At 40.7% G+C, this 15,856-nt stretch carries 22 protein-coding genes and 1 tRNA gene; 22 read left to right on the plus strand and 1 reads right to left on the minus strand.

Annotated elements, in window-relative coordinates; translation table 11 throughout:
• The first annotated feature begins 505 nt into the window (after nt 1-505).
• The 3 genes from OE105_RS04545 (at nt 506) to OE105_RS04555 (ending at nt 2,424) form a co-directional block, all read left to right on the plus strand.
• Nucleotides 506-826, plus strand: a complete 321-nt coding sequence (locus OE105_RS04545) for a helix-turn-helix transcriptional regulator (protein ID WP_275421551.1) — start codon at nt 506-508, stop codon at nt 824-826.
• 461 nt (nt 827-1,287) lie between these two features.
• Nucleotides 1,288-1,467 (plus strand): hypothetical protein, encoded by a 180-nt coding sequence (locus OE105_RS04550; RefSeq protein WP_275421552.1) that lies wholly within the window; start codon nt 1,288-1,290, stop codon nt 1,465-1,467.
• 120 nt (nt 1,468-1,587) lie between these two features.
• On the plus strand, nt 1,588-2,424 hold the full coding sequence (locus OE105_RS04555; protein WP_275421553.1) for a tyrosine-type recombinase/integrase: 837 nt from the start codon (nt 1,588-1,590) through the stop codon (nt 2,422-2,424).
• 377 nt (nt 2,425-2,801) lie between these two features.
• Here the strand turns inward: OE105_RS04555 and OE105_RS04560 are convergent, their stop codons facing one another.
• The gene (locus OE105_RS04560) at nt 2,802-3,017 is read right to left on the minus strand and encodes a helix-turn-helix domain-containing protein (protein WP_275421554.1); all 216 of its coding nucleotides are present in this window, start codon (nt 3,015-3,017) and stop codon (nt 2,802-2,804) included.
• A 127-nt stretch (nt 3,018-3,144) separates the two neighbouring features.
• On the opposite strand from OE105_RS04560, the gene OE105_RS04565 reads away from it, so the two are divergent.
• The 19 genes from OE105_RS04565 to OE105_RS04650 all read left to right on the plus strand — a co-directional run bounded on the left by OE105_RS04565 (nt 3,145) and on the right by OE105_RS04650 (nt 15,581).
• Nucleotides 3,145-3,453, plus strand: coding sequence for a hypothetical protein (locus OE105_RS04565; RefSeq protein WP_275421555.1), 309 nt, complete (start codon nt 3,145-3,147; stop codon nt 3,451-3,453).
• Complete coding sequence (locus OE105_RS04570; RefSeq protein ID WP_275421557.1) at nt 3,447-3,710, plus strand: polysaccharide deacetylase family protein; 264 nt, start codon at nt 3,447-3,449, stop codon at nt 3,708-3,710. The genes OE105_RS04565 and OE105_RS04570 overlap by 7 nt, the downstream gene beginning before the upstream one ends.
• Nucleotides 3,711-4,285: 575 nt before the next feature.
• Complete coding sequence (locus OE105_RS04575) at nt 4,286-4,495, plus strand: helix-turn-helix domain-containing protein (RefSeq protein WP_275421558.1); 210 nt, start codon at nt 4,286-4,288, stop codon at nt 4,493-4,495.
• Complete coding sequence (locus OE105_RS04580) at nt 4,495-4,656, plus strand: DUF5659 domain-containing protein (protein ID WP_275421559.1); 162 nt, start codon at nt 4,495-4,497, stop codon at nt 4,654-4,656. Before OE105_RS04575 ends, OE105_RS04580 begins: the two co-directional genes overlap by 1 nt.
• A 21-nt stretch (nt 4,657-4,677) precedes the next feature.
• Nucleotides 4,678-6,111, plus strand: a complete 1,434-nt coding sequence (locus tag OE105_RS04585; protein WP_275421560.1) for a TOTE conflict system archaeo-eukaryotic primase domain-containing protein — start codon at nt 4,678-4,680, stop codon at nt 6,109-6,111.
• A 193-nt stretch (nt 6,112-6,304) separates the two neighbouring features.
• Nucleotides 6,305-7,213, plus strand: coding sequence for a hypothetical protein (locus tag OE105_RS04590; protein ID WP_275421561.1), 909 nt, complete (start codon nt 6,305-6,307; stop codon nt 7,211-7,213).
• Between the two features lie 73 nt (nt 7,214-7,286).
• Nucleotides 7,287-7,520 (plus strand): helix-turn-helix domain-containing protein, encoded by a 234-nt coding sequence (locus OE105_RS04595; RefSeq protein ID WP_275421562.1) that lies wholly within the window; start codon nt 7,287-7,289, stop codon nt 7,518-7,520.
• A gap of 42 nt (nt 7,521-7,562) precedes the next feature.
• Nucleotides 7,563-8,189, plus strand: a complete 627-nt coding sequence (locus OE105_RS04600; RefSeq protein ID WP_275421563.1) for an HNH endonuclease — start codon at nt 7,563-7,565, stop codon at nt 8,187-8,189.
• Nucleotides 8,189-8,854, plus strand: a complete 666-nt coding sequence (locus tag OE105_RS04605) for a hypothetical protein (RefSeq protein ID WP_275421564.1) — start codon at nt 8,189-8,191, stop codon at nt 8,852-8,854. The genes OE105_RS04600 and OE105_RS04605 overlap by 1 nt, the downstream gene beginning before the upstream one ends.
• A complete protein-coding gene (locus OE105_RS04610; RefSeq protein WP_420842571.1) occupies nt 8,844-9,071 on the plus strand; it encodes a hypothetical protein in 228 nt (75 codons plus the stop codon). Before OE105_RS04605 ends, OE105_RS04610 begins: the two co-directional genes overlap by 11 nt.
• Before the next feature lie 109 nt (nt 9,072-9,180).
• Complete coding sequence (locus tag OE105_RS04615) at nt 9,181-9,576, plus strand: hypothetical protein (protein WP_275421565.1); 396 nt, start codon at nt 9,181-9,183, stop codon at nt 9,574-9,576.
• A 96-nt stretch (nt 9,577-9,672) separates the two neighbouring features.
• Entirely contained in the window at nt 9,673-10,164 is a 492-nt protein-coding gene (locus OE105_RS04620; protein WP_275421566.1) for a hypothetical protein, read from the plus strand.
• Nucleotides 10,128-10,856 (plus strand): hypothetical protein, encoded by a 729-nt coding sequence (locus OE105_RS04625; RefSeq protein ID WP_275421567.1) that lies wholly within the window; start codon nt 10,128-10,130, stop codon nt 10,854-10,856. The genes OE105_RS04620 and OE105_RS04625 overlap by 37 nt, the downstream gene beginning before the upstream one ends.
• Nucleotides 10,857-10,934: 78 nt before the next feature.
• Entirely contained in the window at nt 10,935-11,084 is a 150-nt protein-coding gene (locus OE105_RS04630) for a hypothetical protein (protein ID WP_275421568.1), read from the plus strand.
• 23 nt (nt 11,085-11,107) lie between these two features.
• Nucleotides 11,108-11,180 (plus strand) — tRNA-Ala (locus OE105_RS04635).
• A 380-nt stretch (nt 11,181-11,560) separates the two neighbouring features.
• The gene (locus tag OE105_RS04640; RefSeq protein WP_275422096.1) at nt 11,561-12,301 is read left to right on the plus strand and encodes a MerR family transcriptional regulator; all 741 of its coding nucleotides are present in this window, start codon (nt 11,561-11,563) and stop codon (nt 12,299-12,301) included.
• A 29-nt stretch (nt 12,302-12,330) separates the two neighbouring features.
• Nucleotides 12,331-14,094 carry an ABC transporter ATP-binding protein gene (locus OE105_RS04645; protein ID WP_275421569.1) on the plus strand — a complete coding sequence of 588 codons (1,764 nt, stop codon included), beginning with the start codon at nt 12,331-12,333 and terminating at the stop codon, nt 14,092-14,094.
• Nucleotides 14,095-14,314: 220 nt separating this feature from the next.
• Nucleotides 14,315-14,371 carry a hypothetical protein gene (locus OE105_RS13935; RefSeq protein WP_420842586.1) on the plus strand — a complete coding sequence of 19 codons (57 nt, stop codon included), beginning with the start codon at nt 14,315-14,317 and terminating at the stop codon, nt 14,369-14,371.
• Between the two features lie 799 nt (nt 14,372-15,170).
• Nucleotides 15,171-15,581: a hypothetical protein gene (locus OE105_RS04650; protein WP_275421570.1), complete on the plus strand. Its 411-nt coding sequence runs from the start codon at nt 15,171-15,173 to the stop codon at nt 15,579-15,581.
• The last annotated feature ends 275 nt before the right edge of the window (nt 15,582-15,856 follow it).

The following is a 15,856-nucleotide window of genomic DNA, read 5'->3' on the forward strand; positions in this document are numbered from 1 at the left end:
TTATTCTTAATCTTTGTGAATTCGTCAAGCAACTTCACTCCAGATTTGGAGGAATGTCTAATGTCCGCGAACTAGTGAATTTAAACCTTGATCCAAAATTGGGTCAAGGTCAGGGTAGTACGATAACTGTACTAGGGTAGTACGATAACCGTACTGTATATATATTTATATTATATATATATATATCTAATTATATATATTTATATTTGCGTCCATGTTCGCTTACGCTCACATGTCCGCGAACTAGTTTACTTTATCCCGGTTTATAGCGGAATGTGAGGTAGAAGTAGTTATAAAAGGTATTAATCTATCATCATTAAGGTACTGTCCGCAATATAAATATTATTTAATAAATAATATGATATATTGACTAGTTCGCGACGACAAGCCACGATAGTGGCGCAGTCGGCGCAATATCACGTTTTCATAAAACGTACGACATTAGGCGGGGAATGTACAAGACATTCCGCGTTGATACAACGTTATATTTACGGAGGTGAGGACGATGGCAAAACGTAAGCGACGTAAGCGTACAAGACCGCCGTTGGATGATCGGCATTATACCGCAATATATTTGATGACGCGCCCATTTTACGACAAAAAGACCGGTAAAAAGCGTTGGTTAACGCGTCAAGAAGTCGCGGACATGGTCGGAGTTAGCCGGATGCAGTTATGGCGCTGGGAACAACGCAAGGACTTTCAGCGCGAACACGACAAGGCGTTAAAGGCGTACTTGCGAACGTTGAAACCGAAGAAACCGCGCTGGACGGTGCCAAGTAGTGCGGATGAAATTAACGCAATATTGCGCAATTCAGGAATAATTTAGCAGGATTACAACCGCGAGCGTTGTCTATACCTGCTTTTTTCGACAACTCTACGGAAGTGTCGCGATTTATTGCAAGGTCTGCCAAATCTGGCAACCCTTTATTAATTCCGCATTTTGTTTTAGTCGGTTGCGGTATACTGCGAGAAGGTTCGCCATTGACGACTTGCCTACGCCGGCTTTTTTGGCGAGGATTTCGTTTGTACGTCCTCCTTGTTGCAAATCTGCACCGAGGTCTGTACGTGTGCCTTTACGCCCCTCCGCTTTACGCCGTTCAACCGAATAACCAACGCTGCTTTCTGTCCTGTTACTAAAGTAGTTACAAGTTGCGTCTTTTTGCGAAATTTCACAAGGCAAACGCCTCTCACGCGCGACCCCTCCGACGTTTTGAATCCGCCACCTCGTATATATAAGTAGAAAAACGGAATCATTCCGATTTATAACGTCAACCAGTCGCGACTATTGTGCTGATCGACCGCTTACATGCGGAACAATGGAAACCGCGTCTGTCGGTCGTATTAACCGCATTAACTCCTATAAATGTGTATTTAATACCGAAAACGTACATCGGACGCAAGGCGCTATTAACCGCGTTAACTGTTATTCGTACCGATTTCCAACAAATCGCAAAAACCTGCGTATAATACTTGCGTATAATTAGCATTATGCGTATAATAAACGTAGAATCAAACGGAAAACAACGCCATTTTCGCCGAATAACAAGCGAAAAAAGTTGCGTATAATTATTTACGGAGGTTTTTGCGATGAGTAATAATGCGGTTATGGAACGATTTATTGCGGAATCATTAGCGGGCAAGTCGCCGAACACAGTCAAAGCCTACCGGCAATCAATCGCCAAATTCGCGGACTACCTTGCGGACAGTGGCGCCGACTTGACGACGTTCGCCCGATCGGACGTGCAATTCTACATACAACGGTTGGAAACCGTCGAGAAACGCAAACCAAGCGGTGTAAACCGCGAGTTAGCGGCAATCAAGGCGTTTTGTCGCTGGGCGAACAAAGAGGACGCGGTCAAGGACTTACGCGTTGTTAAGCCGGCAAAACCAACGGCAAAAGCGCCGGAATGGCTCGACAGAACGACGCGGAATAGACTGATACGCGAAACCGACCGCAAACGCAACAAACGCGATCATGCGATGGTCATGACGTTGTTGGGCTGCGGATTGCGCGTCAGCGAGTTGGTGACGCTTGACCGCGACGACGTGACGATTAGCGAGCGCAAAGGTACGCTACACGTCCGCAATGGCAAAGGCGGCAAAGAGCGTTACGTGCCGATACCAGCCGATACTAGACGCGCAATAAGCGAGTATTTAGCGCAACGTACCGATAACCATGACGCGTTATTCTTGTCGCAATATGGTAAGCGAATCAGCGTCCGGACAGTCCAAGCGATGTTGGCCAATTACGGCGTACATCCGCACCAATTGCGACATACATACGTTAAGACGCTCGTTGATCGCGGAGTGCCAGCCGCGACGATTATGGCACTAACCGGACATACTAGCGCCGATATGGTCGCGTGGTATTCGCAACCGAGCGAGGACGAGAAAGCGGCGATTGTCGAGGGTATGTTCGCATAGAAACGTAAGCGTGGCGAGGTTGCCGCGCTTTTTTTTTTTGACCCGGGGGGATGTCGAAATCAGCCGCGTTTGCCTTGCCGTTTTAAAATCCGCGCACTAAAAAATCACTTTGACTTTACCGCGCTAAAGCGTCGCGCACACTCCGCACGCTCGCGTCAACCTCGTTGAAAAATGCGTGTATTTGACAGATTTTTCGCTTAAAATTGCGATTTAAGGCGTTTATTTTTATGCGGTAATGTAATAAGTCGCTAAAACGTTAAAACGCGTTAGAACGCAAATTTGAGGCAAAAATCGGTTTAATGTAAACATGTTGCGGATAACCTATTTCCAAATTTGGAAAAAGGTCGAAGTTTTCACGCGCCTTCCGTCGTTCCTCTTTAATCGCCGTCGATCAGCGTCATGATCTCGTTAATATCGTCAATGTCGAGCGCATTGGCGATTTTTTCGATGTGTTCGATCGAAACCCGGCTAACAAATCCGCGCGATAACTGCGAAATTGCCGCCTGTCTAACGCCAGTCATTTCGCTTAATTGCGCTTGTGTGAGATTGTTTTTCGCAAGTAATTCGTCAATCCGCAATTTTACTCGTTTCATTACTCCGCCCTCCTATCCGTTTTAACTAAATTATAAAATTTTATGCGTAATTTTGCAAAAACGTATTGACGTATAATACGTAAATGCGTATAATAGAATCAAACAAAACGAGATAGGGGGAATTAAGTTGGAAGCAAAGGAAAAAGTTGTAATTTGGTACAAAGACGCTGACAACAGTATTATTGCAAATTTCTTTGACGCTTATCGACTGTTTGATGATGTTTATATCACACTTTTTCAAGGCAGCGGAGAATTCGCGGCAATCGGAACGTTAAAACCTAGCAATCTATACAAAAATTGTGCAGAAATAGACGAAATAATTACAACATTCACGAACAGGTTTGACGTTGACAAGTTAATTAATAAGTTCAACAGTCTAACAGCAGCTGACTTGCTTCGTTTGATTGAGGCGGAAGGAGTGGAGGAGTTGTGGTAACGATTAAATACGTGCGGACCGTTGTTGGCTGGTTTAATGTCACAGTCGGAAACAACCGCTATAACGTTGCACCGGAAGTTTTTCGCAAATTTACCGGTGTTAGCAGTAATGCGACGTTAGGTGTTGCGGAGTTGAACGCGGCGGATGTGGATGCGTTGATTAAGCATAGTATCGCAATCGGTGTTGGCGCGTGGAGGGCAAACGGAGAAGAAGTTGGCGGCAATCAGGGCAACGGCGAAGAAATTGGCGGACTATAGCGAAAAAGTTGGCGGGGCGCGAAGATTAAATAGGCGGAAGGAGCGACAAAGAAATGTGGGCGAACAAATGGCGCGGACTGGACGTGGAGTGCATAGACGGCAACTTTTATGTGAGATTGCGAGATTTAGAGCGGAAGTTTGACCGGTTTACAACAAAAGAACAGGCGGAAATTATACTCAAGCATATCTCAAAATATATAAACGTTGATAGCGCGTTCGAGGAATTTTATTTGAAAGCGATCATAGCAGGATTGGCGGAAATTGACCGGCGGTAAAGCCGGCTTTTTTTTTGCGGTTTACGGTGCAAAACGAGGTTTTATTTTGGTTATTTATAGTAGAGGCGGAAAAAAGTCCGCTTTGCCGAAGTTGGAAAAACGAGAGAACAGCGGAGAAACAGAACGGAATATTACAAAACATATACAAATAATACATTTTTGTTACAAATTACGATTACACCCTACAAAAATTGCAATTAGCTACCCTATATAGGTGGGAAAAAGCTGCCGGTCGATTGACTGGCGGTTTTTATTTCATCTTTAAATAACAACATTATGTACAAAAGGAGGAATCAAAGCATGAATCAGTTTTTGATTAAACGAGTTAGGCAAATGAAAGGAATGTCACAACTTGAATTCAGCAAAGCGCTAGGAGTAAGTCGCAGTCTAATTGCGCAGGTTGAAGGCGGCTATATAAATCCTAGCGACGATCTTGTCGAAAAAATTCGCGAATTTGTGGGTGATGATTTTATAAACGCAGTCAAAGCGTTAATGGAGGTGCAAAAATAATGAACGAGTACAAGTGTATTTTAAGTATCAGTGTAGCAAACAAGTTAATCAAACAAGGTTTTAAAGTTGAAAAAATCGAAAAAGGCAGAAAACACCGTGATCGCGTGGTTTTTGTTTTTAGAAACACAAAAGAATTAAGTGAAGCATTAAAACAACTTTAAAAAGAGCGGAGGTAAAAGCGGATGAAAACAACAGAACCGGTGCAACAAAAACAGCTAATTAAGAAATTCAACACGCTTTACATTCAGACGCGAAAAAAGTATTTAGTGCAATTTGCGGAAGGTCAATACGCTACGTTCGACAAATCGAAAAACAATCGCGTCATCATGCTGAATGACAGTATGTTAAAAACGCATTTAGCCGGCGAATTAACGTATGGCGTATTTAATGGCGGCTACTACAACAAGTTTATAACGTTTGATGTCGATTATAGCGACAATGAAACTGCGGCGCGTTGGACGACGTTTAAATTAATCGACGTACTAGTCCGCGAGTTTAATATACCGCGAAAATATATCCACGCAAGTCAAAGCGGCAACAAAGGTTACCACGTCGATTTATTTTTCGACCGACCGATTGCGCTAGTTGACGCGGAAAAGTTTTACAATCGCGTCATGGCGGCAATAGGCGAGTTACCGCCCGGCGGTCAAATCGAGTTTCGTCCGAGTTGGACGCAAGGCGTCAAGTTGCCGTTAGGCGTTCATCAGCGGACTGGCAACCGGTGCTGGTTCGTCGACAATGAAACGCTGGAGCCGGTCGAATCGTTCGACTACTTGCTAACCGTCGAGCCAATGGACGCAAATATCGTTCTTGACGCGATTATCGAGTTGACCGAAGAACAACAAGCGGAATTTGACGAAATCGTCCGCAATACTGACACGTCAATAACGATTGTTGACACGTCCAAAGCGTTGCGCAAAGCTGCGCGAATTTTAGAAGCGGGGCGGTTGACTGAAAGCGGCACGCGACATAATACGACGTTTACATTAGCGTGCTTTTTTAATTCGCAAGGTTTCGAGCAGGACGAGGCGGTCGAGGCGATCATGGAAATATTGCGGAATACGCCGCGCGACTATTTCAGCAAGGGAAGCACGCCGGAGTTTTGGCTAAAGGAAACAAAGCGCCTTGTTAAATACGTGTATGAAAAAGACATACAACTTGGTAACGCGCACAAAGAAATCAAAATCTATAAGTCTGAAATTTTAGAAGTGCTAAAAGTTGGAACGTTCCGGCAAAAACAACTAGCTTATGCGATGTTAGTAACGTCAAAGCGGTACGGCAAAGTGTTTTATCTTACAGTGAATACTGCAATGAAAATGATCGACACAACGTCGAGGCAAACGGTACAAAACGCGATTAATAAGTTGATTGACGTTGGTTTTATTGAGTACGTAAGAAAAGGAGAACTGGACGTGGCAAAAAGTAAGGAAACAGGTCGCGCCCACTATAAACCTAATAAATACAGGCTTTTAATCAATGAACCACCAGCCGGCGACGAATCAATTAAAACAACCGGCGATGACAGTTTGATCGATGTTGCTTACAAGTTATGTCGTACCGATGAGATAAAGAAGTATGTAAAACGCAGGGAGTTTGATAATCGTTGGGCTCGTTAATGGCGGTATTAATACGGTTTTACTCTATAAATATGTATTTAGTACTTAAAATGTACAAGGCATTCATGTAGGAGTATTTCAAACGTGCTGGTACGGTTGGGGCGTTATTACTCGGATCAACTCTATAAATATGTATTTAGTACTTAAAATGTACAAGCACACATTACACCACAAATCAAGGAGGAATTTTAAAGTGAACAAAGCAGCCAAAACAGCTAAAGAACTAAAAGAATTTTATGGAAGAACACCCAAAACCGCCAATTTCGCAGTTATGTCTTTAATTGTTGGAATTATTATAGACAAATTAAACGAAGTGAACTTGTCAGAACTACCGCGTCTCCGCGCAACTGACCGCGTCAATTCACCGACCGAGGCATACGCAAACGTGCCGGATCGTCGCTTGAGGACTGCGCCAGCTGCAACGGTTGAAGGCGTCACAAACGTTTTAGATTTAAACATACGACTATTAGAACGTGAACTCAAGCGCGAGGAAATTAAACGACGGACGGCGGCTGAATGGCGGTTGATTGAGCGGTCATATATTCGCCATGCAGACTATACACTGCCGGATTTTTATGACGATTTTAAGACGAGAATTGAACGTGGACAAGCGACGTGGGCGGACTATCGCGAGGAACGACGGAAATGGCGGCGATGTGAAAATCGTTGGTGCTTGAACGTGTTTCCGGTTGACCGCGATCACTTCAAAAAAGGCGAAATCAAAGCGAGAAATAAACACGCAAAGTTTTGTAGCAGTACGTGCAGGACTGAACATTTTAAAGCGCTGAAACAGTACGAGCGAACGGCGGAAATGTACGACAATCCGACATACTTGCCGCAATCGGAAATTGACGCAGAACTCGAACTGGAAACGTCGATAAATGACGCAATCAGCCGCCGCGAATTACCGTTTGAACATGAACATTTGATTGCGCTAGAAAATGGATCAATGAAAGTCGAATCGTTCGCGCCGACTGACGACGAGGTAAACGGCGAGGTTTACGAGTGTGTTACCTACAATTTGAACGACTTAACAGACGAAGAAATTCGGGAAAAAGGCTTGGAAAAATATGCGAAAAAGCGTTCTACTGTCATGTTATAAGTGAAGAAAATTCCTCCAGCGATATTTTTTTGGAGGAATTGTAAGAAAACAATAAAAAGGTGGTGAAATGTATATGAATAATGAGCAGTTTAGAATCGTTCGTCTGTATCTAAACATGACACAACAAGAATTCGCTGATTTTTTAGATGTATCTCCTGCAACCGTCGCGTTGATCGAGACAGGAAAAAGAAGCGTCTCGCCACGAATAAAAGCTAGGATTGTTTCAAAGGTCGAATTTGACAGTAATTTTTTAGATTTTCAAGAAAAAATGCTTAAACTAATCCACAATAACAATAACAAAAAATAACGATTAAGTCAAGTAAAAAAAAAGAAGCTGGGGGAATGAATAATGAAGGAATTAAAAACTTGTTCAAATTGTAAAAGAGAATTAGAAATCAATCGTTTTTACAACAAAGAAAGGTCATTGTGCATTGATTGCGAGAGAGATACTGCAAAAACACGCATGAGAGAGTACTATTCAACTTTGCACGGAAAAGCATATCAAGCATTGCAAAGTGCAAGAAAAACAATTCGTCGAAATAACTATCATGTTCATGATGATTTAACAGTCGATCAGTTAGTTGAAGCATTCGAGTTTTTCGACCACTGTGCATATTGCGAAAAACCGTTCGATAACTTGAGTGACCGTTCAATCGATCATATTGTGCCGCTTTCCAAAGGTGGCGCAAATACAATTTCAAATATTTGCATCGTTCATCGAAACTGTAATGCGAAAAAGCAAGACAAGAGTGTCGCGGACGTTTTCGGCGATGAAAAAGCGAACGAAATCGACGAATACATGAAATTCCAGCGAGCTGACGATGAAGTAATCGAAAAAATTTCGTACTATCTCGATATTGAAGCAAAGAAAAAGGCGGACAAGCCAGCAGGTTATTATGGCGAATTTTGCAGGTCAGCAAGTTACAAAATTGAAAAAATCGCGGTTCAGTTAAATAAATTACGTGAGGTGATTTAGTGTCGCAATTTTATTGCATATTTGACGAGAACATCGTCAATTTTAACAATTCCGCCCATTTACGCCAGTTTCGCGAAAACGTCGACGGCGACCGTTTGCCGATGTTTCCGGACGGTCGGGCGGTAATCGTCGTAAACAATCGCAATTTTGAAGTAATTAGCGAAGCAACCGGCGAAATTTATTACGTTTGCAACGACTTTGATGACGCAATCAGACGGGCAAAATACGCTGACAAAAACGCAGAAATCGTCGTACTGAAAGACGGAGAATACTTCACGGTTGACGCGTACAAGAAAGCAATTGCGCCAGTCGTGTTTCGCTTATATTTCTATGACGGAAAGTACGGATTTATTGCGGCGATTGATTGTGTTAAACGAGGTAAAGCCGGAAAAGTGCGGTTGTGTGAATCGGTTGACGAAATACAAGACTCGATTAATAGTGAAAATGTTGACGATTATGTCGTTGTGGCGTCGAGGTTGCCGGATGGTTTGACTGTCGAAAACTGGACAAGCGACGGCAATTTTGAACGAGTTAAAAAAGCGGTTGAAAAAGAGAAATCAAAGAGAGAACAGAAGGATAAAAAACAAACCGAGAAAGTAAAAAACGGAAACTTTGACGTAATGACGCTTTATAACATCGACGGAAAGGCGGTGAATGACGATTGAACGCAACGAATTATGGAAGTTAGAGCCGGGCTGGATCGCTGGATACACCGAGGATCGAGAGTTAATTCGACGGATAAAGAGGTATAAAACCGATTGGCAAATCATCGCTGAGTATTATCGTTTTAACAAACTAGTTGCGGTTCAGTACAAAATACCTGCTGAACAACGCAAATCGGCGGAACGAATGTTCGAAAAACGCGTCAAAATTGCGATTTAAGGCAGTTTTTAATCGGCTAGACTTATTATATTATAACGCAATGAAAAACGCGTCAGAAAGCAAATCTAGTCAAAAAAAATTGACCATATCACGCAAGGAGGAATAATAGATGAAAAAGTGGGACTTATACGAGCAAAGAAAAAATGGTGATGAAAGTATTTCTGTTGAGGATTTGATTAGTGATTATGCAAAAAACTACTGTCCATTGGTATTCAATGAAGAAGTTGCACCGATTGTTGAGCGTATGAAAAAAGCAAAGTCCGATTATTTTAATGCGCTGATGGATTTGCATGAAAAAGAGGAAGAATACAAAGACATCTACAATGAAATCAACGAATATGCGCACCGCTTCAAAGTCGATGGTGCTTACTTATTGGTAAACAATCCAGCAGAATGCGACAAGAAAGCTATTGAACAAGCAATGATTGATGAAAAAGACTTGTATAAAGCAAGAATAAATGAATTGCCGGATGGTATTGAACGTGTTGTGAAGGATGATGAATGATGAAAGAAAAAGAAAACAACTGGCAAAATCAAACAAAATATTTTGACTATTATCCGCGCTGGCTCGAAAAGTTTGTGGAAAGCGAGTTTCCTAATCTTGCGAGAAAGAAATACAAGCCGCCTTATATTAAACTTTGGGAAAAAGTTGCGAGACAACGAAAAAGGCGGCGACAGTAGTAATATGAGGTATTTAGCAGTAGTTAACTATGAACAACTTGATAGCATTACGTTTTTTGTTGCAAATCTTTATGACGATAATGGTTATCTTGCAGATCAAATAATCACACCAAAAACAACAGACGATGATGCAATCATAAAGATTAGAGAATTAGCTTTACTATATGATACTACAAATCTTGAAGTCTGGACAAGCACAAAATCCTTGTATAAAAAGCTATTACAAGAAGCAGGAATGGCGGCAAGTCTGGAAGAAAGAAGCGCAACACTGGACACATTGCGAGCAATAAACGAACATTCAGACTTGCTGCATGAATTTTATTTTCTTGACAAACTACCAAAATCAAAATTGAAAAAATTAGGGGGACTGATTGAATGTATCAAGAAAAAATTAAGCAAGCACAAGAATTAAAGCAAACGAGCGCTGGCTGGTATAGACAAATTGCGCAACAAGCACAACATGAAATTTCGCAAGCTGAACTAAACCGCGACTATTCCGAAGAAGGTCGGAAAAAACTAGTCGCAAAAATTCGCGCAAAACGAGCAAACGAATTAATGAACGCAGTAACCGAGCGGAAACAAGAATACATCAAGTTATTACAAGAAGCAAAAGCGGACGCAGAAAAAGTCGTCAAATCAAAGCTAAAACAACCGGTCGACGCGGACGAATTCAAAAAGGAAATCGACCGCTTGAAAGTCGCGGTCATGCTTGCACCTGACGCAAAAAACGCGACGGAAAAAATCGAATCAACCATGCAGAAAATTAGAGATCCTTATCATGCATCAATGCTTGCGGATGAATTTTCAACGATTGTACCGCAAGTGTTAACGCTAAATGGCGACACAAGCAAGGCAAAAACGGAATTGTCGCGAATGTTTGAACGCTTGAACAACGATTATTTGCCCGCCGACGTGAAAGACGCAAAAGAAGCGCTGGAATACGTCGAGCAGGCGCTTGCAAATCCGAAGTTGTTTCCTCCGGTTGTTTCGGAAAATGCGTCCGGATTGTTTGGACGTGAGGTGGCAAGAAATATAAATACGCCTGAAAACTATGAACCGGTCGAAATCGACGATGATGAACGCGAACAGGCGGTTTTATTTTAATGATAACGCCCGGCTAATCGGCTGGGCGCGATTTTTTTATCAAGGTAGGGCATGGAATCTTGAAAGTAGGGCGCCTATATGCTAGAATTGAGTAAACGAAATGACCGGCGCCGCTTTTTATCGCCTGATTTAGCGGTTGACTTGACGGAGAAAATTCGCCGTAGACTTCCCAAGGTGGGGGTCGCGGGTTCGAGTCCCGTCTTCCGCTTTTATAGTGCCCTATTATAAAGGGTTTTTCTATTGCATTTTTTGGGGCCTTAGCTCAGTTGGGAGAGCGCCTGCTTCGCATGCAGGAGGTCAGCGGTTCGAACCCGCTAGGCTCCATTTTTTTATGGGTAGTATGGGAACAAGAAATGATTCGTTTTAACTACGGGAGTAAATCAACTGTTTTTTAACATGTATCATTTTCAAAAACATGAACAATAACAAAATTCGATTTCATTTAAACATGGAATATAGATGTATTCAGAAAAGGACTGTTCGAATAGCAGTCCTTTTTTCTATTTTTATGAGCATTTTTACTATTCAACGTTAACAAGTTTATAGGTGTTTCATTGCTTAAAGGGTTCTTTCAAATGGATAAAAAGAAAGTACTTCCCTTTCAATCGCTCATCACCAAAATGAATGAAAAAATGGTTGCATCTTACGTAACGTTAGGTTGTATGATAAAGAGGAAAACAAAGGAGGGATTTCGTTTGGGGAAAATGTATTCCATCGGCGAAGTTTCAGAGAAAACGGGTGTAACGGTCCGTACTTTGCACTATTACGATGAAATCGGATTATTGAAACCTACTAAAGATCCAAAATCTAGGCATCGTATGTATACAGATGAAGATATTTTCACCTTGCATAAAATCATTTCTTTAAAAAATCTCGGAATGAATTTAAAACAAATTCGTGGAATTTTAAACAAAGAGCGGATCGATTTAACCGTGAAAAAAACGTTGGAACTTGAAAAGGAAATTATATCAAGAAAGATTAAACAAATGGAAAAATCGATTAACGTGATCGATCGTATTTTAGATTTACTTGAAGAGGAGGGGGAGGTTGATAGTGCGATATTAATGAGTTTGGTAAGAAGCCTACAAACGGAGGATGAACAAAAGAAATGGATGAAAAAATATGTAGACGAACAGTTTGTTGATTCGCTGTTTCAATTAATGAAAGATGAGAAAATACATATGGACAAAATGTTTCTCCAGTTTGCGCAAAAAGTAAAACAGCTATACGGTCGTCCTGTGGATGATAAGGAAGTACAAACGATGGTTGGCAATTATTTGGAGTCGAGTTTACAGTTATTTGAAACAGAACAGGTTCAATCGTTTAAATTGACGTCTGAACAAGTTGATTTTGACGAGTTGGATCGATTTGCACCATCACCATTTACGAAAGCGGAAGAAAAATGGTTAGAAGAGGCATTTGAATATTATTTTTCAAAGAAATGAAATCAATAAATGAGAGTGTGGTGTGCCTATTGGAAGAAAAGGTAAACGATATTGAACAGCCGACGATCAATATTAAGCGATTTATCAAACTGTTAAATTTCGGAAAGTTAAACAAAATCGTATTTGTTATCGCTTTTATTTTCGGATTCATTGAAACATTAGCAGGGTTGGTCGTTCCTTTATTTACTCGGAATATAATTGATTTGTTGTCAACAGGTGGGATCGAATGGTCGTATATCCTTTTTCTTGTGGGTGCCTTTATTGCTCAAGGAATCGCCGGTGGTATTTCCTTTTATTTAATGACGTATGCAGGTGAATCGATCGTGTCGTTTTTAAGAAATCGGCTATGGAGTCATGTGCTCCAAATACCCGTCTCCTATTTTGATGAGCATGAATCAGGGGAAACGATGAGTCGAATCACTCAAGATACAAACATTATAAAAACTCTTGTAACGAATCATCTTGTATCTTTTATTTCCGGTATGACCGGGATCATCGGCTCAATCTTATTGTTGGTAATGATTGATTGGAAATTTACTTTGTTTATATTTATTTCCATACCCGTTGCGATTGTTATTATTTTTCCTTTAGGCAAACTGATGTATAAAATTTCCAAACGTACCCAAGATGAACTCGCGTCGTTTTCTTCCCACCTAGGCCGGGTATTAAATGAAATTCGTTTAGTAAAATCCCATAACGCCCAGGAATATGAAAAAGAAATTGGGAGAAAAGAAATAAATCGATTGATGAACTATGGACTTAAAGAAGCGAAAATAAATGCGGTGATTTCTCCAGTTATGACGGCGATTATGATGGCGATTGTTGTCGCAATTATCGGTTACGGTGGTGCAAGGGTTGCATCAGGATCCCTTTCACCCGGATCCCTTGTCGCGATTATCATTTACATTTTTAATATCGTTCTTCCCTTTAGTCAAATGGCTACTTTTTTTACAACTTTTCAAAAGGCATTAGGGGCGACTGAACGAATTTTTCACATTCTCGAATTGGAAAAGGAACATTCTGGACATGTTACAGAGATTGATCTTATGAATCCCCTTTCATTTCATCACGTATCCTTTTCCTATGATGGACGGCAAAACATTTTAAAGGATGTTTCTTTTACAATCGAACAAGGAAAAACGTATGCCCTTGTTGGACCGAGTGGTGGAGGAAAGACGACGATATTTTCTTTAATTGAACGCTTTTATGTTCCGCAAGAAGGAGAAATTAAATTAGGAGAGACAAATATTCAAGATTTTCATTTAGCCAGTTGGCGGGCGCAAATCGGCTATGTTTCTCAAGAAATCTCTGTTTTATCGGCAACGGTGAGGGAAAATATTTGTTATGGACTGGAAGGACCAGTGGATGAAGAAAGAATAAAGGAAGCAGCTCGACTTGCGAATGCTTTCGAATTTATCGAAAAATTACCCGATGGCTTTGAAACACATGTAGGAGAAAGGGGAATCAAACTTTCCGGAGGCCAGCGACAACGACTTGCTATCGCTCGGGCGGTTTTACGGAATCAGAAAATCCTTTTGCTCGATGAAGCGACTTCGAATCTAGATAGTGAATCGGAACAATACGTTCAGCAGGCTATTAGAAATTTGATGAAAGATCGGACAACGATCATCATCGCCCATCGATTATCCACTGTCGTCGATGCGGATGAAATATTCGTCATTGAAAAGGGGAGAATCACTGGAAGAGGAACTCATGATCAATTGTTAGCAACCCATCCGTTATATCAAAAATTGGTCAAACATCAATTTCATTCACATGAGGTACATTCTTGATTTCCTTTTTTAGTAACTCGTTTTTAAACGGATGGATGTTTTCCCTTGTTCGCTTATTCCCCATATAGGAAAATCGTCTCTTTTTTCAGAAAATAGAACAAGCGTTCCATTTTTTATGGTAAAATGAGAATACAATAGCAAGAGTCTCAAGGGTGGCCGGCATGACCCCTATTGGAAAGGGGGTGATGCCTTCGTGACGACATTTCAAACGCTAATGCTCATGATTGCATTTGCCAGTTTGATTTTGTCGATTCTGTCCTTTACGAATAAAAAGTAATCCACCCTTGAGCTTGGCGGCATGGAGGGTGGATTACGCTTCCTTGCTGGCTTCCCAATCGGGACTTGCTATTGGATTCGCCGATGTTTTGTGCATCGGCGACTTTTGTTCGCATCTATTTATATTATACAAAAAGCGCCTAAAAATACACGAAAAAAATTCCATAAAAGGAAATATTCTTTTACTGTTTTCAATCCATCCCTTTTGATTTTGTTAACAGTGTTCGTCTCCAACTTCAACTTTGTCTCCGAATGAGTCGTTTCGCATCTAGTTTCCATACTCCATTCGCAAGGGTTATGAAAATTCGGTCAACTCCTTTCCTTTGATCAACCTTTGACTACTACCGATGAAGTTCGAATGCATTCCCATTAATTTGGATCAAGAATACTGCACCGACCGATTACAAAAAACGCAATATTTTTAAAGTGCTTAAATGCAAACAAGTGTTACTTCAAATAAACGGTTAAAGAGAATTAGACACGACATCGTTCAGCTGGAACTAATTGTTACCTGGAATCATCGAATTCTGGATTAAAATCGGACCTGCTTATTATTTATATTCAATTTAATCAATGGTAATCTACAAATTGGAATGAATATTCAAAAAACAACAGTTTTTCCCCGTTGATCAAAAAATGAATGAAGATGTAATTTTTATTTGGATTTGAAATGACTGACACATTTGATAGTTTCTGTTTATCAATAGTCATTGGTTAGTGTTGATTTTTCTAAAGGGACAGCTATATAGAGGAAAGCTATCGTATATTTAACGTGAAAATCTTATATGAGGGGGAGGATTATGAAAGAAGAGAATAAAGTAATTATTCCAATCGTAATCATTTTCATCCTTTTAAGTAGCGGAAGTTTTATCTTGTATAAATATATAACACGAGATATTACGGGTAGAGGTTCCGTCCCTAGTGAGGCGAAATTAGAGGAAACGATTCGAGACTATTTTCAAGCATTAAATGAAAATAATAAAAAAGAAGTTGCACAATTTTTAGGGGTATCTGAAAATGATCCGATTGTAGAGGATCACATGAAAGATTTTGACGGACGAAAGATCAACATCCAAAAGGTGCTAATATATCAGGAGTTTCCATATATCTTTCAAGTAACAGTATGGATTAAAGACGAAACGAATGATATGACGGATGTATATCTAGTTGTAGAATGGACGGGAAAAGAATTCGTCATTTCACCAACATAACGTTTTCTATTAAACGAAAAAGGCAGAAATGAAAGGGTAGATTTCATTTCTGCCTTATTTTATGGCAAAAAATTTGTTAGGAACGTCTCCGTAAACTTTCTTTTCAAGCGAGTGTTTGTTTAAGGGACGGAAGAAAAATAGGAAACGGAAATCTTTTTGTGAATCGATGTGGTTGGGAATTTATTGATCAGTTTACCGGAAGTCCTCTGGCATTGCTTTAAGTTTTTTTTGAACGTCTTACCATATCGATTCAAGCAAGCGAAAGGGCGATGGTT

Source organism: Fervidibacillus halotolerans (assembly GCF_026547205.1).
GTDB classification, from domain to species: Bacteria; Bacillota; Bacilli; order Bacillales; family Caldibacillaceae; genus Fervidibacillus; species Fervidibacillus halotolerans.